The organism is Devosia sp. 1566 (assembly GCF_004005995.1).
In the GTDB taxonomy this organism is placed as follows: domain Bacteria; phylum Pseudomonadota; class Alphaproteobacteria; order Rhizobiales; family Devosiaceae; genus Devosia.
The window spans coordinates 1452022-1472416 of sequence record NZ_CP034767.1 but is presented as its reverse complement, the minus strand read 5'-3'; the positions used below and the strand labels follow the sequence as shown (position 1 = coordinate 1472416).

Here is a 20395-nt window from a genome sequence, read left to right as displayed (position 1 = left end):
TCTTTCGGCGTAGTTCAGGATCATCTCACCCGAAAAATGTCTAAAAACGAACCGGAGGATTCGAATGAGCATTCGCAAACGTACATTCCTGGCACTGTCGGCCGCGGCCCTGATCGCCTCGACCAGCATGACCTCGCTGGCGCTGGCCCAGGACGGCTCGGTGGTGATCTACACCGCCCACAAGTCATCGATCGTCGATACGCTGCTGCCGATCTTCGAGCAGGAAACCGGCCTCAAGGCCGAAGTGGTCAAGCTCGGTTCGGGCGATATCGCCAAGCGCGTGCAGGCCGAAGCGGGCGCACCGGCCGCAGACGTAATCTGGTCCATCTCGGGTAGCCAGCTGACCGAACTCAGCAATCTGCTGGAGCCCTATACGCCCCCCGAGGCTGACCAGATCGATCCGCAGTTCGTCAAGGATCCCGCCTGGACCCCCTACACTGCCGTTGTTTACGTGCTGGCGGTCAACACCGACCTGCAGCCGCTCGAATCGGCGCCAAAGACCTGGGCTGAGCTTGCCGATCCCAAATGGTCCGGCCAGATCGCCACGGCCCGTGCCGATGGTTCGGGTTCGGCCATGCAGCAGTTGCAGACTGTCCTCACCGTCTTTGGTGACGAGGGCTGGGACAAGTATGCCGAGATCGCCCAGAACTTCGTGTTCGCCGACTCTTCGGGCGCCGTGCCGCGCTTTGTTGCCGATGGCGAAACCGCAATGGGCCTGACCCTCGAAGACAATGCGCTGGAATATGTGCAGGGCGGCGCACCGATCTCGATCGTGCACCTGACCGATGGCACGGCAGCGACCCCCGATGGCGTGGCGCTGGTCAAGAACAGCCCCAATCCAGAAGGCGGCAAGGCGTTTATCGACTGGGCCATGTCCAAGTCGACCCAGGAAAAGCTCGCCATGGATATCGGCCGCCGCTCGGTGCGCCTCGACGTTGAAGGCCCGGCCGGCACGCCGAACCTGGCCGATCTGACCCTCGTCAATGTCAAGCCGCTCAGCGACTTCGGCGGCGCCGAGGACGTACTGGCCAAGTGGCGGACGGCCGTCGGCGAATAAGCCGGCCCACCACATCGAAAAACACGACTAGAGCAGGATTACATGCGGCAGCTTGAAGCTTTTACGTTGGGCAAGAAATTTGGCCAGCCGGAGACCAATGAAGACAGCCTCGTAATCATGCCGAACCTAGGTTACGCCGTCATCGACGGCGTAACCGATCGCAATGGCACCCGCTTTGGCGGCATGCTGTCGGGGCAGTTTGCCTCGCGCACCGTCAAGCGGGCCATCGAAATCTTTCTGCTGGCGCAAGGCCAGCCCGACCAGCCGGACCTGCAATTCCAGGGCGGCGAGCATTTCGTCGATTATCTCGGCGAGGCAATCCATGCCGGCTATGCCCAGCATGGGGCGCTTGAGGCTGTGGAAGCGGACTGGAAGCTGCGCGGCGGCTGCACGGTGATGGCCGCGCTGCTCCTGGGCGACCGGCTCGAAGTGGTGGCAGTCGGTGACAGCGGTATTCGCATCAACGGCCACGATACGCTGCAGGTGCTCAAGCCCCTCGACGATGTGACGGCAATCCTGCGCCGCGAGACCTGGCGCTATTTCGAACAGCGGGGCGCTTCGCTCGAGGAGTGCGACAAGCATGCCGCGGCCATGACCTGGCAGGGCACGCGCAACCAGCAGGCGGGCACAGTCACCGCCGCGCCCGAAATCGTGGAGGCGATTGAGCAGAGCGCCCTCAGCGCCTGCCGGCAGCACCTGCCCAGCGTGCCCGAGGCTGAAATCCTGGTGCTGATCCAGCACGGGATTTCCCACGGTCAGGGGCAATTCTCCAATGTCACCGAGCCGGTGCTGGGTTATGGCGGGCTGGATGGCTTTGCCGTGCCCAAGCGCTTCATCGAGACGCGCAGCTATCCACTGGCCGAGATCGAGACCATCGAGCTGTTCTCGGACGGCTATTTCAAGATGGGCGCCGAGTTCGGCGTGGCATCCTGGGAAACCGCCTTCGAGGAAGTGGAGGCAGAGGATCTGCACAAGATCGGCCCCTATATGAGCACCAAGGGCACGACTGCCCTGCAGCTGACCGACGATCGCAGCTATCTGGGTGTGCGGCTGAAATGAGCGGCGAGCACGCGCCCCGGCTGCATCCGCAAACCGACGCCGAGGCTGGCGCGGGGGGCAATATCCGGGCGGGCGAGCGGCGGCAGGCGATCCTGAAGGCGGTGCGGGCCAATGGCGCGGCCTCGGTGGCCGAGCTGGCAGCTCGGTTCGACGTGACCTACCAGACCATCCGCCGGGATCTGCGCACGCTCGAAACCGAGGGGCTGCTGCAAAAGGGTTTTGGCGGTGCGTTCGCCTCTCCAGGCGTGGCGCATCATACCCATGACGAGCGTCATGCGGTTGGTGTGGCGGTCAAGCGCCGGCTGGTGCTGGCGCTCGAGGAGTTCCTGACGCCCGGCGCGACCATTTTCGTGGGGCTGGGGACGACGTTCGATTCTCTTCATGAAGTGCTGGCACGCCATCCCGGCGTGCTGATCGCCACACCGAACCTCGAAGTGGCGCATTCCTGCGCGCTCAAGACCGATGCCACGGTTTATGTCTATGGCGGCTATGTGCGCAACAAGGACTCCTCGGTGCTCACGGTGGCCGATGAAAGCCGGCACCGGTTCAAGTTCGACCTGGCGGTGATCGGCGCCAGCGCCATCGATCGTGATGGGGTCGTGCAGGAGTTCGACCCGATGGAGGTCGAGCTGGTGCGGGCCATCCTGCCCCATTCGCGGCAAGTGATCCTGATGGCCCATGACGAAAAGTTCGGCCGCCGCGCGCCGCATGTGGTGACCCAACTGGCCGATGTGGACGTGCTGATCACGAATGGCGATCCCAAGGAGCGCTTTGATGATCCTGCAGTGCTTGCCGGCTTGCGGGTTATCGCGCTTGATTGAGCATTGCCATTGCCCGCGGGCGTAACCGCTCTCATCCCTGCCCTTTTCGCCGGAGTTTGCAGTGAAGATTTCCATTTGCCCCGATAAGCCCGCGCTGGGTACGGCTGCCGCCGAACATGGTGCCCGCCTGATCCGCGAAGCGATAGCGCAGCATGGCGAGGCGCATGTGGTGCTGGCGACAGGCGCCAGCCAGTTCGAGATGCTGGAACAGCTGCTGCAGGCCGAAATCGAGTGGTCGGCAGTCAGCTTTTACCATCTGGATGAATATGTCGGCCTGCCAGTGACGCATGGGGCGAGCTTCCGGCGTTATTTGCGCGAGCGATTCCTGGATCGCCTGCCGGGCTACAAGTCGTTCCTCGCCATCAACGCCGACGCCGCTGATCTTGATGCTGAACTGGCGCGCCTCAACGGGGCCCTGGCCGGCCAGCGGATCGATGTATGCTTTGCCGGGATCGGGGAGAATTGCCACCTCGCGTTCAATGACCCACCGGCCGATTTCGACTATGACCAGCCCTATCTCGTGGTCGATCTCGACGCCGCTTGCCGGCAGCAGCAGTTCGGCGAAGGCTGGTTCGAGACCTTGGAGGCCGTGCCCACCCGGGCCATCTCCATGAGCATCAGGCGCATCATGGCGTGCGAAGCGCTGATCCTTGCAGTGCCTGATGAGCGCAAGGCCAAGGCGGTGCAGGCCGCGGTGGAGGGGCCGGTCTCGAACCTGTTCCCCGCCTCGATTGTTCAGCAGCATCCCGATGCCGGCCTTTATCTGGACCCGGCGGCAGCGTCCCTGCTGCGCCCCGTGCATGGCTGATGGCGATCACCACGCTCGGGCTGTTTGACCTGCAGGTGAACGGCTATGCCGGGGTCGACTTCAACGATCCCGCGATTACGCCGGACGCCCTCGATCATGCCCTGGCGGCGATGCGCAAGGCCGGGGTCACCGGGTGTTTGCCGACCATCATCACGGCGCATCCCGATCAACTGGCCGAGCGGCTCGCGGCGCTTGACGCGGCGACCCGCAGCAGCCGGCTCGGCCCCAGCATGGTTCCTGGCTATCACCTCGAAGGGCCGTTCCTGCGTGCAGAGGCGGGCTACCAGGGGTGTCATCCCGCCGACGCGATGCGCGACCCCGATGCTGCGATGGTTCAGGGCTTATCCGCTGGGCTGGGGCGGCCGATCCTGATGATAACGCTGGCGCCGGAGCGCCAAGGGAGCGCGGAAGCGATCCGCGCACTCAAGAAGGCCGGGATGGCGGTCAGTATCGGGCACAGTGCGGCCGATTACGCACAGATCGAGATGGCGGTAGCGGCAGGCGCCAGCTGCTCAACCCATCTGGGCAATGGCTTGCCCCAGCACTTGCCCAAGCTCAACAATACGCTGCTGGCACAGCTGGGAGCCGAGGGGCTCTGGGCGTGCTTCATCGCGGATGGGCATCATATTGCACCGGACGCGCTGCGCGCCTTGGTTCGCCTCAAGGGCGTCGACAAATCCATCCTGGTGAGCGACGCCGTGCTGGCTGCGGCGGCGGAGCCTGGTCAGTACGAATTTGCGGGCATGAGCATAGAGCGCGATATTGATGGGATGGTGCGGGTTCCCGGGCACGACAATCTCGCCGGTTCGGCTTTGGAGATGGATCAGGCGGTTCGCAATGTGGTTCGCTGGAACATCGCTTCGTTCGATACCGCGATCATCATGGCCGCCAATAATCCAAGACGCGCCATCGATGCAGCGGCCAGCCATCATGGTATTGCCCTGCCGGCGGACGAGATCGACTGGGACGGGGAAATGCGGGTGCTTGAAAGGTCTTAGAACCATTGTCCGCGTCACCGGATCAAGGCCGGCTCACGCGATAAGCTGCGACTGCGCCGCGCTGGCGTCCTCCAAGCATTCCTGCCACAACAGCTGATGCTGCGGTTCCGATGGTGAGAGTCGGACGGGCACTTCGGCAATCCAAAACGGCGCCTCTGGGAGATGCCCGCGGCGGATTGAAGGAGTTCGCTATCAGGGATGACTTGGATGACCACGAACCATGAAGCCGCCGCGGAGACGGGGCAACCCGGCGGCCTGCTGCGCTCCAATCTTGCGCTGGGCACCATTTCCTTTGTGGTCGGGATCGGGATCTGGTGGCTGTATTCGGCGAGCGGCTCAACACCCTTGCCGGGCCCAGTTCAGGTGGTGCAGCGCTTTGGCACCGCGATCAGCAGCGGACAGTTATTCAATGACGTCAGAGCTTCCATTGTCCGAGTGCTGACAGGCTTCCTCCTGGGCATCACCATCGCGATCCCGGTCGGCTTCCTGATGGGATGGTATCGGGTGGCGCGTGGGCTGATCGACCCGTGGATCCAGTTCTTCCGGGTGATCCCGCCACTGGCGATCATTCCGCTGGCCATTGTTACGCTGGGCATCGACGAGCCGCCCAAGATCTTCGTGATCTTTCTCGCCTCGTTCCTGGCTTCCGTGGTCGCGACCTATCAGGGCGTGGTCAATGTCGACAAAACCTTCATCAATGCCGCCCGCGTGCTCGGGGCCAATGACTGGGTGATCTTCACCAAGGTGGTGATCCCGGCCTCAACGCCGTTCATCCTCGTGGGCTTTCGCATTGGTCTTGGCGCTGCCTGGGCGACGCTGGTGGCCGCCGAGCTGATCGCGGCGCAATCGGGGCTGGGGTTCCGCATGCAGCAAGGGCAGCTTTACTACGACCTGCCGGTCATCTTTGTGTCGCTGATCACGATCGGAATACTGGGCCTGATCATGGATCGCATCGTGCTGTTTCTCGAGCGTCGCCTGACCTCCTGGCAGGAAAGGGTCGAGCATTGAGCGCCGAGGTCAAGATCGATTTCAGCGATGTCGGACGGGTGTTCGGCGTGCCTGATGGGCGCTTCGTGGCGCTGGAGAACTTCAACCTCCAGGTGTTCGATGGCGAATTCGTCACCGTGGTGGGCCCGTCGGGCTGCGGCAAGTCGACAGCGATGAATATTGCGGCCGGCTTGCTCAAGCCGAGCAGCGGCCAGTGCCTTGTGGATGGCAAGGCGGTGGAAGGGCCCGGACCCGAGCGCGGCGTCATCTTCCAGCAATATGCGCTGTTTCCCTGGCTAACGGTGCGGCAGAACGTGGAATTCGGGCTCAAGCTCAAGGGCGTGGAGCGGGCCGAGCGCCGGCGGATTTCGGACCATTATATTGGACTGGTGGGCCTTTCGGATTTTGCCGATGCGCTGCCCAAGCAGCTTTCTGGCGGAATGAAGCAGCGCTGCGCCATTGCGCGGGCCTATGCGGTGGATCCGCAGGTGCTGCTGATGGACGAGCCCTTTGGCGCGCTCGATGCCCTGACACGGGTGCGGATGCAGAACCAGTTGCTCGACACCTGGATGCGCGAGCGGCGCACCGTGATGTTCATCACCCATGATGTGGACGAGGCGGTGTACCTGGCCAACCGCGTGGTGGTCATGGCCTCTCGTCCGGGGCGCCTGCAGGAGATCATCGAGGTCGACCTGCCTTATCCGCGCAATGACGAGATCCGGCTGTCACCGCAATTTGCAGCAATCCGCAACCAAGTTTGGCATGCCGTCTACACACGATCGGGCCAAAGCAATAGCAACCAGGAGGAGTAAGCCTTGAACAAACGCAGCTTCATCAAGATCATCGCGGGCATGGCGCTGGCGAGCGCGGCATTGACCCCCGCCTTCGCCCAGGACCTCACCAAGGTGCGCGTGGGCTATATCGCCGATTATTTCGGCTCGAGCATGGTTGCCATCGCCAATGACCAGGGCCTGTGGGCCAAGCACGGGCTCGACCCGCAGCTAAGCGTGTTCACCAATGGCCCGATCCAGGTGCAGGCGCTGGGCGCGGGTTCGCTGGATTTTGCCTATATCGGGCCAGGTGCCCTGTGGCTGCCGGCTTCTGGCAAGGCCAAGGTGATCGCCATCAATGCGCTGGGCTATACCGACCGGGTGATCGGGCAGCCGGGGATCGAGAGCATCGAGGACCTGCGCGGCAAGCGCGTCGCGGTGCCGGAAGGCACTTCGGGCGACATGCTGCTGCGCCTCGCGCTCGACAAGGCCGGCATGAGCATCGAGGACGTCCAGGTGGTCAGCATGGACCCCAGCACGATCGTCACGGCCTTTTCCTCGGGCCAGGTGGATGGCGCGGGCATCTGGTATCCGTTCGTCGACGTGATCCGGCAGCGGGTGAAGGACCTCAAGGAGCTCTCTTCCAACGAGGATTTCTTCCCCGAAGTGGCGTTCCCCAGCTCCTTTATCGTCAGCAACGAGAAAGCCAACGACGAAGACACCGTGCGCAAAATGAATGCGGTGATCAAGGAAGCGCTGGATTATCGCCGCGGCAATCTCGACCAGTCGGTGCAGATCACCGCAGCGTTCCTGGGCGTGCCGGTGGAGCCGCTGGCGGCCGAAGCGCCGCAGGCCCGCCTGCCCTCGAGCGCCGAACTCGAAGAACTCAGCGCCGATGGCACGGTCAATGGCTGGCTCGATACGCTGGCCAATCTTTATGTGGACTTCGGCAAGATCACCGATCCGCTGCCCGCCAGCGAGTTCTACCTGTCGAACCTTTATTCGAACTGATCTATCGCCCTATGCTGCGGCTGCCCGCTGGGTGGCCGCAGCTGCCGGCACGCTCAAGACCGCGGAACATTCAATGACCAGCAAGCGCCCCAATATCGTGTTCATCATGTCCGATGACCATGCGGCCAATGCCATCTCCTGCTACGGCTCGGGGCTCAACTCGACGCCCAATCTGGACCGGATCGCCGAAGAGGGCATGCGGCTCGATCATTGCTATGTCACCAATTCGATCTGCACACCCAGCCGCGCCTCGATCCTGACCGGCACCTATAATCATGTGAATGGGGTGACGACGCTCGCCACCCATCTCGATAACCGCCTGCCCAATGTGGCCAAGCATCTGCGCCATTCCGGCTACCAGACCGCCATGTTCGGCAAATGGCACCTGGGCGAAGGCCCCGAGCACCAGCCCACGGGCTTTGATGAATGGTCGGTGCTGCCTGGCCAGGGCGATTATTTCGACCCGGTGATGATCGGGCCCGATGGCGCGACGGTTGAAGCGGGTTACGCCACCGACATTGTCACCGACAAGTGCATCGACTTCCTCGAGCGGCGCGATCGCGAGAGGCCATTCTTCATGATGTGCCACCACAAGGCGCCACACCGGCCCTTTGCGCCCCATCCGCGCTATCGCGGGCTTTACACCGAGGATCTGCCGGTTCCGCCAACCTATGACGATGACTACAGCAATCGCGCTGAGGCCGCCAAGCTTGCCAAGATGCGGATCCGCGAGGACATGACCTATGACGATCTGGGGCTGGTGCAGCCCGAGGGCGGAGATGAGATCGGCGAAGCCCAGCGCGCTGAGAACGGCTTTGTCGGTCGCAAGATTCCCGACCGCGAGGATGTCAGTGGCCTGCGCCTGATCGACAAGGACACCGGCGAGAACTTCACCTTCACCAGCCGGCGCGAGCTGCACCTCTTCAAATACCAGCGCTATATCAAGCGCTATCTGCGCACGGTTGCGGCGGTGGACGACAATGTGGGGCGGCTGCTCGACTATCTTGATGCCAATGAGCTGACCGAGGACACGATCGTCATCTACACCTCCGACCAGGGCTTCTTCCTGGGCGAGCATGGCTGGTTCGACAAGCGCTTCATGTATGAGGAATCGCTGCAGATGCCGTTCGTGATCCGCTATCCGGCGGCGATCAAGCCGGGTTCAGTGTCCAAGCAGATCGCCACCAATGTGGATTTCGCGCCGACCTTCCTTGATTACGCCGGCGCGCCGCTGCCGAGCTATATGCAGGGGGTGAGCATGCGACCGCTGCTCGAGGACAGTGCGGCGGGCGACTGGCAGGATGTGGCCTATCATCGCTACTGGATGCACAAGGACTATTACCACAACGCCTTTGCCCATTACGGGGTGCGCGACCATCGTTACAAGCTGATCTATTGGTACAATGATGATCTGGGCCAGCTCGGCGCCTTTCCCGGCGAGGAGCCGCCTGAATGGGAGCTGTTCGACTGCGAGAGCGATCCGCACGAGCTGATCAATCGCGCGAACGACCCCGACTATCGCGATGTGTTCGCGCGGATGCTGAGCAAGCTCGACGCCAAGATGGCCGAGATCGGCGACATTCCCGAGCACAACAGCGCCGAGGTGCTTGCCGGCTTGAGCGTGAGCTGAGCCATGTCCTGTTGCGCCCCTTCTTCGGGCAGGTTAGCGGCGGCGGTGACGGCCACCCCGGTTGCGACCCCTGCCCCGGTGGCGCCGACGCGGTCGGTGGATGCCGTGTTGATCAAGGGTGGGCGCAGCTTTGTGGGGACGAACGATCCGGTGATTGCCGCTGACGGGGAAGGACCGGAGCGACCGGTCAAGCTCAACGATTTCCTGCTGGAAACAACCACAGTGACGGTGGAGCGCTTTGCCGAGTTTGTGGCGGCCACGGGCTATGTGACAGAGGCCGAGCAGTTCGGCTGGTCATCGGTGTTCCTGGGCGGCGACAAGGGTTTAGGGGAAGTTGTTGGCACGGGCCTGAATTGGTGGCACCGGGTAGATGGTGCGTATTGGCGCGAACCGGAAGGGCCCGGCAGTTCAGTGGATGAGCGGCAGGATCATCCGGTGACGCAGGTGTCGGTGCGGGATGCGGAAGCCTTTGCACAATGGGGGGGCGGGCGGCTGCCGAGCGAGGCCGAATGGGAGCATGCAGCTCGGGGCGGTGCGCGGCGGCAACGCTTTCCCTGGGGGGACGAGGAGCCGAGCGATGAGGCGATTTTCTGTAATATCTGGCAGGGCAGCTTTCCCCGGCTGAATACGGCTCGCGATGGGTTTGAAGCCACGGCGCCGGCGCGCAGCTTCGCTCCATCCGAGCTCGGGCTTTACAACATGGTCGGCAATGTCTGGGAGTGGACGGCAGAACCATTCCGCATTCGTTCGGTGTCGCTCAAGGCGCGCCAGCGTAATGAGGCGGCGCGGCTGCATGGGGAGCGACTGCTCAAGGGCGGCTCGTTTTTGTGCCACAAGAGCTACTGCTATCGCTACCGGATCGCCGCGCGCATGGCCCTGTCACGGGACAGTGCCGCCAGCAATGTCGGCTTTCGCCTTGCCTTTGATGCCCGGCGGGCGTGAGGAGCAGCGAGCCCATGCCAGAGCCAGAGGCCCAGCAAGCCGAGATCGACAAAGCTCCTGACGGCGCGCCGGATCAAGCTGTGCCCGAAAACGCCGGCGCGCAGGGGCAACCGGGCTGGAGCGCCTCGCAGCTCGGCAAGGGCCTGCGCTGGTTGCAGCATCGGCTAACCGCAGAGGGGATGTCGGCGTGGATGGGCAGCCTGATCCGGCGGCGCGAAACCGGGCTGGTGGTGCTGGCCGTCGTGATCGGCGCGCTGGCCGGGCTCGTCGTGCTGGTGCTGCGCGAGCTGGCCTATGGCATGCAGAGCATTCTCTTTCAGCTATCACCCGGCGAACGCTTGAGCGCCCTGCCCGCGCTGGCCTTTGACCTGGCCTTTGTACCGGCAATCGGCGGCTTGCTGCTGGGGCTGCTCGGCCTGCTGCTGCGCCGGCGTAAGTCGCGTTATGTCGACTTGGTAGAGGCCAATGCGCTGCATGGGGGCAAGCTCTCCATGACGGATAGTCTCATCATCACCGCACAAACGCTGATCTCCAACGGGTTTGGCGCCTCGGTGGGGCTGGAAGCGGCCTATACGCAGATGGGCGGGGCAACCGCATCCAAGCTGGGCGACTTCTTTCACCTGCGGCGCGGCGACTTGCGCAAGCTGGTGGGGTGCGGCGCCGGTGCGGCCATCGCCGCAGCTTTCGGGGCGCCGCTGACCGGCGCCTTTTACGCGTTCGAGCTAATCATCGGCACTTATTCCATCTCGACCTTGGCGCCGGTAATCGCCGCCTGCATTTCGGCGGTGCTGGTAACCTCCGTTTTCGGGCAAGGCCATACGGTGGTGTCGATCAGCCAAGCGCTGTCGTTTGGGGTTCCTCAGGTGCTGCTGATCGTCGTGAGCGGGGTCGCGGCGGGCGGCTTGGGCATTCTGCTGATGCGGCTTGTCGGCGTGGTGGAACGCAGCTTCAGCAAGTCGCATGTGCCCAGCTGGTGCCGACCGGCGGTCGGCGGGTTGATCGTGGGTGGGCTGGCGATGATCTCGCCCTCGGTGCTGTCGGCCGGCCATGGCGCGCTCGAGCGGGCATTTGCCTCGCCGCCCCTGCCCATCGGGGTGGCGGTGAGCCTGCTCGTGCTCAAGGTCCTCGCTTCGGCTGTGTCCCTGGGGTCGGGGTTCCGCGGCGGGCTGTTCTTTGCCTCGCTGTTCCTCGGCGCCTTGTTGGGCCAGGTGTATTTCTGGCTGGCGCAGGCGATCAGCCCGGGGCTGTTTCCCGATCCGAGCATTCCCATGCTGGTGGGGATGGCGGGGCTCGCCGCAGCCGTGGTCGGGGGGCCTCTGACCATGGCGTTTCTTGCGCTCGAGATTTCGGGCAGCTTGCCGCTGACCATTGCGGTGCTGGTGGCGGCGGTCACCTCCTCCATGCTGGTGCGGGAAACCTTCGGCTATTCCTTCACCACCTGGCGCTTTCACCTGCGCGGGGAAACCATCCGCAGCGCGCATGATGTGGGCTGGATGCGCAATCTCACCGTGGGCAAGATGATGCGCCGGGACGTCAAGATGGTGCCGCAAACCATGACGCTCAAAGAGTTTCGCCGCGCTTATCCACTTGGCTCGGCCAACCGGGTGATCGCCACACGCGATGATGGCCGCTATGTCGGCCTTATCGATGTGGCGGACGCCTATGCCCCAGACGGGCTCGACGAAGCGGGCACCGTCAGCCAAATCCTGCGCCAGACCGATGTGATGCTGCATCCTGCCTTGCAGGCGCTGGATGCCGGGGCGCTGTTCGAGAAGCACAATGCCGAAGCCATCGTGGTCGTCAGCGACCTCGGCGATCCCAAGGTGATCGGCATTCTGACCGAAGCGCACCTGCTGCGCCGCTACAGCAATGAACTCGAAAAAGCCCGGGCAGACCTCGCCCAATAGCGGCTCCGATATCCCGGTAATATTCCTTGACAGGCATATGCCTATGGCGGAATATTCTTGCATGTCGATTTTCACAACTATAGCCGATCCCGTTCGGCGCGAAATTCTGGGCCTGCTGCTGGCGGGCGAGCAGCCCGCCGGTGTGCTGGTGGATCGGCTGGACCTGCCGCAGCCCAATGTGTCCAAGCATTTGCGGGCCCTGCATGAGGCGGGGCTGGTGCGCTTTCGCGTGGACGGGCCACGGCGGCTCTACAGCCTGGAACCAGAGCCCTTGGCGGAACTCGATCACTGGCTGCAGCCCTATCGCGCGTTCTGGGCGAACAAGCTCGATGCGCTCGATGATCACCTCAAAAGGAGTGATTGAAATGGCGTTCAACGATGAACTGGGCGTCTTTACCCGCCAAGCGGATCATATCGATGTGCGCTTCGAGCGGCATTACGACCGACCGGTTGAAACGGTGTGGAGCGCGATCACCGAACCCGAGCGGCTCGCCGACTGGATGGGGGCGGCCTATGTGGAGCCCCGCCTCGGTGGGCGGTTCGAGCTGATGGTGGGCGGCCCGCATCCCATGACCGGCATCGTGCGGGCATGGGAGCCCCCTCACCTGCTCGAATACAGTTGGTCGAACACCCATGCACCCGAGTCCGTGGTGCGCTACGAGCTGAGCCGCCACCGGAACGGAACGAGGCTGATCTTCACCCATCGCGGCATGCCCTATGTCAACAGCGCCCTGATGCTGCCGGGCTGGCACGACTTTCTTGATCACCTCGAATCCCTGCTGAACGGCGCTACAGGGGGCGTCGATCCGAACGGCTGGCAACGGCGGCAGGAGCTCTACATCCAGCACTATGATTTGCAGGGCGTGAGGCTGCAGCCCTAAGCCAGCCCTCACGAGGATACTACACGGCCGCTCCTTTTCCATCGACGCGCTGCGGCGCGGCCGACGCAGCACGTCCATGCCTTCAACCAAGGAGACCAGCGATGAACGACCAAAACTTCGAGACCAGCTTTAACGTGCCGCAACCACCTGCTGCCGTCTTTGACGCCATCACCAATGTTCGGGGTTGGTGGTCCGAGGATGTGAAGGGCGCGACTGATATCCTGGGCTCCACCTTCGACTATGCGTATCGCGACGTGCACCGGGCGCAGATCCGCGTCACCGAGTTGATCCCGGATCGCCGCGTTGCCTGGCATGTGGTCCAGAACCACTTCAGTTTCACCGAGGACAAGTCCGAGTGGACCGGCACCGACATCGTCTTTGATATCCAGCCTGTGGAGGGTGGGACGCAGTTGCGCTTCACCCATATCGGGCTTGTGCCGGAATATGAGTGCTTCGATGTCTGCTCGGACGGCTGGGGCACCTATATCGGCGGGAGCCTTAAGGCCTTGATCACCACCGGGACGGGCAGGCCCAATAGGGGCGAGCCGATGAATGCCAGCGAAACGGTGCTTTCAGCGTGAGATGGTTGGGGCCGGTCAACACCGGTCGGCCCCGTCCCGAGCACTCAACTGGCTGCGGGCTGCAGGTCTCGCATGATGGCAGGGATTTGCACCGGGATTTCGCGCGCGAGATAGCCAAGCAGGCCATGGACCTGCTTGAGGCGCTCGCCGGCTTCCCCATGCATGTAAACGCCCCATTGCGCCGCGAGCAGCGGGGAGGCGCCGCGCGCCAGCAGGCCGGCGATGATGCCTGCGAGCGTATCGCCCGAACCCGACGTAGCAAGACCGACATTGCCCTGCCGGGCCTCCCAGATCTCGCCCTGTGGGCTCGCGATCCTGGTGTGGCTGCCCTTCATCACCACAACCGCACCCGTTGCCGCAGCGGCACGGCGGGCAGCGGCTGCGGGATCGGCGGCAACTTCCCGAATGTGAATGTCGAGGAAGGTGGCCATTTCGCCAGCATGGGGCGTGATAACAACGCGTCCGGCGTGTTCCTTCATGTGTTCGAGTCGGGTCCGCAACCCGGTCAAAGCCGCGGCATCCAGAACAAAACTTCGGCCATGGAGCGAGGACAGCAGGCTCGCAGCGAGTTCGCCGGCCACTTCATCGTCCAGCATGCCAGGGCCGAGCAGAACTGTATCGTCGTCGTGGATCGCGGCAGCTATGGCTGCGGCATTTGCCGCCTCGATCTCGCCGGTGGTGGTCTCCGACAAGCCCAGCACCCGCGCTTCGGGAATGGCGAGCCCCAGCGCCAACGCGCTGCTGCGCACGGTCGCAATCCCGAGCTTGCCGGCGCCGGCACGCAAGGCAGCCTCGCCGGAAAGCAGCACGGCGCCCGGAACTTCGCGGTGCCCGCCGACGGCCATGACCCGGCCGCGGGCGTCCTTGTCGACCTCGCCTTGCGGCAGAGGCAGCGGGTTCTCGAGCAGGAACTCACGCGTAATGGAGTGCTCGCTCATGGATTGGCACTGGCGACGGGCGGCTCGGCGGTGACGGTGGTGCCATCCTCTTGCAGAGGAGCCAGGAAATTGTACCGCTTGAGCACGAGTTCGCCGCCTTTGCGCGTCCCTTCGGCAAAGTGGTATTCAGTGATCGAGCAATTGGCGACATCGCCTTCCCGATCGATGGCGAGGATCTCTTCCTCGCTCAGTCGCTCCAGCAAGTAGCGCAAGCAGAGCACGACGACCTGGTGGCTGACGATCAGCACGTCCTGGCCACCATGATGAAGCCCGATCGTGTCCATCAGACTGCGCAGGCGCAAAACCACGTCGCACCAGCTCTCGCCCGCCGGCGGACGGTGGTAGAACTTGCCCAAGAGGGTTCGGAAGCGCGCCTGATCGGGGAACCGCTCCTGGATCCCCGCCGTCGTCAGGCGATCGAGAATGCCGAATTCCTTTTCGCGCAACCGCTCGTCGGCAATGAATTCGGCATCGGTGAAGGCGCCATGCTCACAGATGAGCTCGGCCGTGCGGTTGGCGCGGGCATAGGGGGAGGTCAGCACCACTTCGGGCAGGCCCTCGTGGCGATTGCGGGAAAACCAGCGGCCGAGCGCAATGGCCTGCTCTTCCCCCAGCGGGCTGAGTGGAACGTCGATATCGCGGTGATCGATGTTGATCTCGGACAGGCCGGCATCCATTGCCGCCTGGCGGGCGACATTGCCGGTGCTTTCGCCGTGGCGCACGATCCACAAGCGCCGGGGCCATCTCTGCTGCATGGTTGTTGTCCTCAAGCTCTGCTGCACAACTGCTCAGAGGAAACAAAGTTCGACGGGGAAAACGAGTTTGATGGGGGGCATCGGGCTTGCGAGTACTGCCGCCGGCTAGATCTTACCATCAAGAGAACGGCTGAGGAACGAGAACTGTGCTAGGAGTGGCATAGGGGATGCAACTGATCGCGCGACTTGCCGCTCGATCATGGATAAAGCTGTTCGCTTAGGGGCATGCTTGAATAAGGACAGGCGGTTGGACCGAGTAGACGGTGCGAATTATCAGCTCAGCAACAAGCGCCTCTACCAGGTGGTGGCTCAGCGCATCGCCCAGATGATCGAAGCGCATTCGGGCGATCCATCCTGGCGCCTGCCGTCAGAGCGCGAGTTGGCGGAAGAGCTACAGGTGAGCCGGCCATCGATCCGGGAGGCGGTGATTGCCCTCGAGATGCGCGGCGTGGTCGAGGTCCGGGGCCGCGCCGGCATCGTTATCCTGCCGCGAAAAACCAATGATGTGAACTTCGACATCATCAATACCGATATCGGGCCGGGACCGTTCGAGTTGCTGCAGGCAAGACTTGCCGTCGAGTCAGGCGCTGCCGCCATCGCGGCACAGCGCGCCAATAGCTATGACATCATGCGGCTCGAAGACAGTATTGCTCGCATGCAGGACGAGGGCAGTTCAGCGGTCCACAACGAGAAGAACGACCGCGAATTCCACATGATCATCGCCCATATGACCGGAAACGCAATCGTCGTCTCCATCACCGAGGCCTTGTGGGCACAACGTGATGCCTCGCGCATGTGGAAGAAGATCCACGAGCACATGCACGGCGACGCGGTCCGCCCGACCTGGATCGGCGACCACCATGCGATTGTTGCAGCGTTGAAGCTGCGCAATGCCGATGCGGCCTACAAAGCCATGGCGCGACACATCAACAACGTGTCGGAGGAATTGCTGCAAGCCGACGAACGCCGGCGGCTTACCGGACCTGAGGATTAGAGGGAGACGCGGCCATGCTGAAGGGTTTTGAGCATGTGGGCATCACCGTGAAGAACATCGACAGAAGCCTGGCCTTTTACGTGGACCTGCTCGGGCTGGAGCTGCGCGTGCGTCGTCGGGTGTTCAATGGCGACGAACTGGCATTCCTGGACGCCAAGGGGCCGATGCTGGAGATGGTTTGCCCCGCCACGGGCGCGCTGACCGCCGAAGACGTGGCCATCGGGCGGGCGGGTGTGCGGCATCTCACCTTCAATTTCGACAGCGTGGATGAGATCTACAACATTCTGCTGGATGCCGGCGTTGATATCGTCGAGCCGCCCCGCGATGCGCATAACCGCGACATTGCGCGGCGGGTGGCATTTTGCCGAGATCCGGACGGCATCATGATCGAACTCATCGAACGCTGAAGCGGACCGCCGGGACAAGCCGCCCTGCCCGGCTCGCGGGGGCGCACTTCCAGCAGCTTGAAAGGACCAGAGCCATAATCAGCGCCGCTCGCGTGGAAGCTGATCCCCTGATGCTGGGATCAGCCGCACCGCTGGGTGCGATCCATCTTGTCCTTGCCGAGCGTGGGAGGAAATGCCCCACTCTCTAGCCTCCTCCATTTCAACTGCGTCAGGCGGCGGCCTCCGTTTCCGGCAGCCAGGAGCGATAAAGGGGATTGCCTGGACCGATCGGCATTGGAGTCGGCAGGCCCGTGCGCTGAGACTGATAGGCCGCGGTGACCAGTTCAAGCGAGTTCCTGGCGTCCTGCAAGGTCACGGGCGGCTCGCCACCACTGATGATCGCTTGATGGAACAGCTCGAACTGTCGGGTGTAGCCATCCTCCTTCACCTCACAGCCGGCCAGGGCGTCGTCCACCCGTTGCTGGTGCTCGGGCGTTCCGGCGGTGAATTGCCAGGGATCGCGGCCCATCGTGTAGGGCTCGAGTATGCTTTCGGCGACAAGATCGTGGAAGCAGAAGCGCAACCGGGAGATCTCCTTGCGCGAGCCCAAGGTCATCGAAAGCGTGGCGAGCGACCCATTCTGCATTTTTACCGCCAGCGCCATGGTGTCCTCGACCTCGATCTTGTTGACCAGGGTCGCGCCATAGGCGAAGAGTTCGGCGCAGGGCCCGTGCACATAGTTCAGCATGTCGTGGGCGTGAATGGCGTGCCCGAGCAGGCCCCCACCCAACTCCGTCGCCCATTTGCCGCGCCATGGCACTTCGTAATAGGCCGGACCGCGCCACCAGTGCGTTTCGATTGTGGTCATGAACGGCCTGCCCGTGAGGCCCGCATCCATCAGCAACTTGAGCTTTTGCAGGCCGGTCCCATAGCGATACTGAAAGATCGGCATCAGCTTGCGTCCGGAGCGCGCGACGATTTCGGCCATGGCATCCACTTCGGCGATGGAGCCGAACAGCGGCTTTTCGCAGATGACGTGCTTGCCCGCTTCGATGGCGCGGCGCGATAGCTCGAAATGGTTGTGCGGCGGTGTGCACACATCCACCACATCGATGTCCCCCCGGGCGAACAGGGTGTCGACGTCCTGGGTGTACTCAGGGATGTTGAAGGTTTCGCAGAGGCGCCGGCCGCGATCTTCATCGAGCGAGCAAAGCACCGCTACATCAAACAGATCCTTGTTCCACTGATAGGCCATGAGATGGCGCTCGGCGATTCCTGCACCGATAACTGCCACTCGCAACTTTTGGCTCATGCCGACTTCCTCCCGCCAATATGGGTTGCCTGCTGCTGCGCTTCGAGCGAGAGCCGACAGACTTCGAATACGTGATGCTGGGTCATTGCCGTTTGCGTGCGCTCGCGCACGTCGGCGACAAAGCTCGTGAAATAGTCGAGCGGCTCGCTGCTGCAGTCGATGTGACGCACGCCAGATCCGTCGACCAGGAAGAGGTGGTCCTTGCCGTCCCGACCGCCGATATCGATGTATTTGCGCAGTTCGATATAGCCGTCGGTGCCCAGAATGGTGAGGCGACCGTCGCCCCAGGTCGGCAGGCCGGCGGGGGTGAACCAATCAACGCGGATATAGCCGGAACCCTGCTCACTGCGCAGCAAGACCTCTCCGAAATCCTGGAAATCCGGGCTTTGCGGCGTGCCGAAATTGCCGACCGAACTGGCAACGACCTCGCCCGAATTGGAGCCGGTATAAAAGAGAAATTGGTCGATCTGGTGGGATGCGATGTCGACGATAATGCCGCCAAAGGCATCCAGATCGAAGAACCAGGAGGGGCGGCTGGCGGCAGAAAGGCGATGGGGTCCCATGCCGATTGTCTGCACCACCCTGCCAATCGCGCCCTCTGCAACCAGCTTGCCGGCCTTGACCGCCGAGGGAACGCAGAGGCGCTCAGAAAAGCAGACCGAGAACATCCGGCCCGTCTCCATCACCGTGCGCTTGACCTGGTCCAGTTGAGCGAAGGTGGTCACGCCCGGCTTGTCGACGATCACGTCCTTGCCGGCTTTCATGGCGGTGATGGCAAGACCGGCCCGGTCGCGGGGAACCGCAGCGATGCAGACGACATCGATGCCCTTATCGGCAAGAAGCTGGTCCCGACTGACTTCAGGCACGCCAGGATGTTGTTTGCGCACGGTGTCCACCAGAGCGGGAACCGAACTTTCTGGACAATAGCCGACGAACTCTGCGCCGGCATCGAGCAGGCCATCGATGTGGTTGAAGATGTGACCATGATCGATGCCTATCGCGGCAAATCTCAGCATTGACTAACTTTCTCCCGGCGCAATGGCTTCTTGGCCTCCGGGTCATCTGGTAAGACCAAAACCGCTCCAAGACACATCAGGGAAGGGCTTGCTGTCAAGGCGGCCAAGTGGCTGGACGGTCTGTTCGGTCAAGGCGCAGGAACTATTGACAAGCCCAACCGATCGCACCAACCTGCTGGTAAGGCCAGAGCCTGCTGGCTAGACCAAACTCGTTCGAGGGTCGGAGGAGCCGTTGCCTCGAAGCGGATGTGGAGGAGGAACGCATGCAGCTTTCTAGGCTTCGCCTGACTTGCGCCTTGGGCGCCCTGATGCTCGCCAGCGCACCAGCGCTGGCTCAAGAAATCACGGTGGTCTGCGACGATCTCGGCTTTGGCTGCAACACGATGCAGCCCATCGCCGAGAGGTTCATGCAGGAGAACCCGGGAAAGACCGTCAACCTGGAAGTCGTCCCTTATCAGTCGATGCTCGAAAGCCTGCCGGTGCAGTTGGCGTCGGGGCAAGGCCCCGACGCAGCCATCGTCACCGACCTTGGTGGCCTCAGCCGCTATTACCTGGATCTCACGCCCTATGTTGATCCAGCCCTGTTCAACGAGAACTTCGAGCGGACCTTGCAATGGTTGCGCGGTGGCGAGGCGAACAGCACAGCGATCAATGGCATGCCGACTTCGCTGACGGTCAACGGGGGCTATGTCAACCTGACCTTGTTTGAACAGGCCGGGATCCCGGTGCCTGAAGAAGGCGCCACCTGGGAGGAATGGGCCGAAGCGACACGCCAGGTTGCCGAAGCGACCGGCACCGACTTTGCAATGGAAATGGACCGATCGGGACACCGCTTTTCCAGCCTGGCGATAAGCTATGGGGCCGAACTCGTCGATGAGGCGGGCAATCCGGTGGTCGACGATGGCTTGCGCGCAGCCATCGAGCAGTTCGTGGCTTGGCACCAGGACGGCACCATGCCGATGGATTTGTGGGGCGCCGTGGGTGGCGCCACCCACCGCGAGCTGTTCTCGGACTTCCTCAACGCCAACACCGTGCTTTATTTCGGCGGCTCATGGACGCTAAGCCAGATGGACCAGGAAGTGGGAGACCTGTTCGACTGGAAGGTTATTGCCGCTCCATGCGGCCCCTCCTCCTGCACGGTCATGCCCGGCGGCGGCGCTTTGGTGGCGTTCCAGCACACCGACCAGCCTGAACTGGTGGGGGAGTTCATCAACTATCTGGCTCGGCCAGAAAACTTGAGCGAAGTGCTGGCAGCAGCCGTGGAAATCCCGGCTGCCTCCACCCTGATCGAAAGCGGCATCGAATATCCCGGCGCCTCGGAGCGGACCCAGGAAGCGCTTTCTACCTTCATCGCGCAGATTCCCAAGATGGCGCCTGCAGCGTACCGCTTCCAAGGCTGGCGCTACCAACGCGCAATGATGAATGCCCTCACCACCCGCATCAGCCAGGTCCTTAATGGCGAACTTGAGGTGGATGGCGCAATGGACCGGATCAAGCAGGACGTGAACCTCGCGATCGAAGCCGCCAAGGCGCAGTAAAGCT

General features: G+C 62.9%; 21 protein-coding genes. 17 read left to right on the top strand and 4 right to left on the bottom strand.

The features are described 5' to 3' along the window. Positions 1-64 precede the first annotated feature (64 nt). The 14 genes from ELX51_RS07155 (at position 65) to ELX51_RS07090 (ending at position 13452) form a co-directional block, all read left to right on the top strand. A complete protein-coding gene (locus tag ELX51_RS07155) occupies positions 65-1057 on the top strand; it encodes an extracellular solute-binding protein (protein ID WP_127752874.1) in 993 nt (330 codons plus the stop codon). Between the two features lie 42 nt (positions 1058-1099). Then, positions 1100-2116, top strand: a complete 1017-nt coding sequence (locus ELX51_RS07150) for a protein phosphatase 2C domain-containing protein (RefSeq protein ID WP_127752873.1) — start codon at positions 1100-1102, stop codon at positions 2114-2116. Then, positions 2113-2937 (top strand): DeoR/GlpR family DNA-binding transcription regulator, encoded by an 825-nt coding sequence (locus ELX51_RS07145; RefSeq protein ID WP_127752872.1) that lies wholly within the window; start codon positions 2113-2115, stop codon positions 2935-2937. Before ELX51_RS07150 ends, ELX51_RS07145 begins: the two co-directional genes overlap by 4 nt. Positions 2938-2998: 61 nt before the next feature. Beyond that, positions 2999-3745: a glucosamine-6-phosphate deaminase gene (locus ELX51_RS07140; protein WP_127752871.1), complete on the top strand. Its 747-nt coding sequence runs from the start codon at positions 2999-3001 to the stop codon at positions 3743-3745. Then, on the top strand, positions 3745-4743 hold the full coding sequence (locus tag ELX51_RS07135) for an amidohydrolase family protein (protein ID WP_127752870.1): 999 nt from the start codon (positions 3745-3747) through the stop codon (positions 4741-4743). The genes ELX51_RS07140 and ELX51_RS07135 overlap by 1 nt, the downstream gene beginning before the upstream one ends. A 207-nt stretch (positions 4744-4950) precedes the next feature. Beyond that, positions 4951-5751 (top strand): ABC transporter permease, encoded by an 801-nt coding sequence (locus tag ELX51_RS07130; RefSeq protein WP_127752869.1) that lies wholly within the window; start codon positions 4951-4953, stop codon positions 5749-5751. A gap of 14 nt (positions 5752-5765) precedes the next feature. Next, positions 5766-6542: an ABC transporter ATP-binding protein gene (locus ELX51_RS07125; RefSeq protein WP_248305328.1), complete on the top strand. Its 777-nt coding sequence runs from the start codon at positions 5766-5768 to the stop codon at positions 6540-6542. Between the two features lie 3 nt (positions 6543-6545). After that, entirely contained in the window at positions 6546-7511 is a 966-nt protein-coding gene (locus ELX51_RS07120; protein ID WP_248305277.1) for an aliphatic sulfonate ABC transporter substrate-binding protein, read from the top strand. Between the two features lie 73 nt (positions 7512-7584). Next, the gene (locus ELX51_RS07115; RefSeq protein WP_127752867.1) at positions 7585-9141 is read left to right on the top strand and encodes a sulfatase; all 1557 of its coding nucleotides are present in this window, start codon (positions 7585-7587) and stop codon (positions 9139-9141) included. Between the two features lie 45 nt (positions 9142-9186). Next, positions 9187-10083 (top strand): formylglycine-generating enzyme family protein, encoded by an 897-nt coding sequence (locus ELX51_RS07110; RefSeq protein ID WP_248305276.1) that lies wholly within the window; start codon positions 9187-9189, stop codon positions 10081-10083. A gap of 14 nt (positions 10084-10097) precedes the next feature. Further along, entirely contained in the window at positions 10098-11990 is a 1893-nt protein-coding gene (locus ELX51_RS07105) for a chloride channel protein (RefSeq protein WP_248305275.1), read from the top strand. Between the two features lie 61 nt (positions 11991-12051). Continuing rightward, positions 12052-12354, top strand: coding sequence for a metalloregulator ArsR/SmtB family transcription factor (locus ELX51_RS07100; protein ID WP_127752865.1), 303 nt, complete (start codon positions 12052-12054; stop codon positions 12352-12354). A gap of 1 nt (position 12355) precedes the next feature. After that, positions 12356-12871 (top strand): SRPBCC family protein, encoded by a 516-nt coding sequence (locus tag ELX51_RS07095; protein WP_164854791.1) that lies wholly within the window; start codon positions 12356-12358, stop codon positions 12869-12871. A 101-nt stretch (positions 12872-12972) separates the two neighbouring features. Further along, positions 12973-13452, top strand: a complete 480-nt coding sequence (locus ELX51_RS07090) for an SRPBCC domain-containing protein (RefSeq protein ID WP_127752863.1) — start codon at positions 12973-12975, stop codon at positions 13450-13452. A gap of 44 nt (positions 13453-13496) precedes the next feature. On the opposite strand, the gene ELX51_RS07085 is transcribed toward ELX51_RS07090, so the two are convergent. Together ELX51_RS07085 and ELX51_RS07080 are read right to left on the bottom strand one after the other, a co-directional pair. Further along, positions 13497-14390, bottom strand: coding sequence for an NAD(P)H-hydrate dehydratase (locus tag ELX51_RS07085; RefSeq protein ID WP_127752862.1), 894 nt, complete (start codon positions 14388-14390; stop codon positions 13497-13499). Continuing rightward, positions 14387-15145 (bottom strand): histidine phosphatase family protein, encoded by a 759-nt coding sequence (locus ELX51_RS07080; protein WP_127752861.1) that lies wholly within the window; start codon positions 15143-15145, stop codon positions 14387-14389. The genes ELX51_RS07085 and ELX51_RS07080 overlap by 4 nt, the downstream gene beginning before the upstream one ends. Positions 15146-15392: 247 nt before the next feature. Here ELX51_RS07080 and ELX51_RS07075 point away from each other — a divergent pair, with 247 nt between their 5' ends. Both ELX51_RS07075 and ELX51_RS07070 read left to right on the top strand, forming a co-directional pair. Then, positions 15393-16139, top strand: a complete 747-nt coding sequence (locus ELX51_RS07075) for a FadR/GntR family transcriptional regulator (protein ID WP_248305274.1) — start codon at positions 15393-15395, stop codon at positions 16137-16139. A 14-nt stretch (positions 16140-16153) separates the two neighbouring features. Next, positions 16154-16546, top strand: coding sequence for a VOC family protein (locus ELX51_RS07070; RefSeq protein WP_127752859.1), 393 nt, complete (start codon positions 16154-16156; stop codon positions 16544-16546). A 208-nt stretch (positions 16547-16754) separates the two neighbouring features. Here ELX51_RS07070 and ELX51_RS07065 read toward each other — a convergent pair whose 3' ends face one another. Beyond that, the gene (locus ELX51_RS07065) at positions 16755-17837 is read right to left on the bottom strand and encodes a Gfo/Idh/MocA family oxidoreductase (RefSeq protein WP_127752858.1); all 1083 of its coding nucleotides are present in this window, start codon (positions 17835-17837) and stop codon (positions 16755-16757) included. After that, positions 17834-18853 (bottom strand): Gfo/Idh/MocA family oxidoreductase, encoded by a 1020-nt coding sequence (locus tag ELX51_RS07060; RefSeq protein WP_127752857.1) that lies wholly within the window; start codon positions 18851-18853, stop codon positions 17834-17836. Before ELX51_RS07060 ends, ELX51_RS07065 begins: the two co-directional genes overlap by 4 nt. A gap of 263 nt (positions 18854-19116) precedes the next feature. On the opposite strand from ELX51_RS07060, the gene ELX51_RS07055 reads away from it, so the two are divergent. Further along, positions 19117-20391 (top strand): ABC transporter substrate-binding protein, encoded by a 1275-nt coding sequence (locus ELX51_RS07055; protein WP_127752856.1) that lies wholly within the window; start codon positions 19117-19119, stop codon positions 20389-20391. The last annotated feature ends 4 nt before the right edge of the window (positions 20392-20395 follow it).

Coding starts and splice junctions, on each gene's coding strand:
- ELX51_RS07145 (WP_127752872.1), top strand. CDS start 2,113: ATGAGCGGCGAGCACGCGCCCCGGCTGCATCCGCAAACCGACGCCGAG.
- ELX51_RS07135 (WP_127752870.1), top strand. CDS start 3,745: ATGGCGATCACCACGCTCGGGCTGTTTGACCTGCAGGTGAACGGCTAT.
- ELX51_RS07080 (WP_127752861.1), bottom strand. CDS start 15,145: ATGCAGCAGAGATGGCCCCGGCGCTTGTGGATCGTGCGCCACGGCGAA.
- ELX51_RS07065 (WP_127752858.1), bottom strand. CDS start 17,837: ATGAGCCAAAAGTTGCGAGTGGCAGTTATCGGTGCAGGAATCGCCGAG.
- ELX51_RS07115 (WP_127752867.1), top strand. CDS start 7,585: ATGACCAGCAAGCGCCCCAATATCGTGTTCATCATGTCCGATGACCAT.
- ELX51_RS07070 (WP_127752859.1), top strand. CDS start 16,154: ATGCTGAAGGGTTTTGAGCATGTGGGCATCACCGTGAAGAACATCGAC.
- ELX51_RS07055 (WP_127752856.1), top strand. CDS start 19,117: ATGCAGCTTTCTAGGCTTCGCCTGACTTGCGCCTTGGGCGCCCTGATG.
- ELX51_RS07100 (WP_127752865.1), top strand. CDS start 12,052: ATGTCGATTTTCACAACTATAGCCGATCCCGTTCGGCGCGAAATTCTG.
- ELX51_RS07155 (WP_127752874.1), top strand. CDS start 65: ATGAGCATTCGCAAACGTACATTCCTGGCACTGTCGGCCGCGGCCCTG.
- ELX51_RS07105 (WP_248305275.1), top strand. CDS start 10,098: ATGCCAGAGCCAGAGGCCCAGCAAGCCGAGATCGACAAAGCTCCTGAC.
- ELX51_RS07085 (WP_127752862.1), bottom strand. CDS start 14,390: ATGAGCGAGCACTCCATTACGCGTGAGTTCCTGCTCGAGAACCCGCTG.
- ELX51_RS07150 (WP_127752873.1), top strand. CDS start 1,100: ATGCGGCAGCTTGAAGCTTTTACGTTGGGCAAGAAATTTGGCCAGCCG.
- ELX51_RS07060 (WP_127752857.1), bottom strand. CDS start 18,853: ATGCTGAGATTTGCCGCGATAGGCATCGATCATGGTCACATCTTCAAC.
- ELX51_RS07130 (WP_127752869.1), top strand. CDS start 4,951: ATGACCACGAACCATGAAGCCGCCGCGGAGACGGGGCAACCCGGCGGC.
- ELX51_RS07095 (WP_164854791.1), top strand. CDS start 12,356: ATGGCGTTCAACGATGAACTGGGCGTCTTTACCCGCCAAGCGGATCAT.
- ELX51_RS07090 (WP_127752863.1), top strand. CDS start 12,973: ATGAACGACCAAAACTTCGAGACCAGCTTTAACGTGCCGCAACCACCT.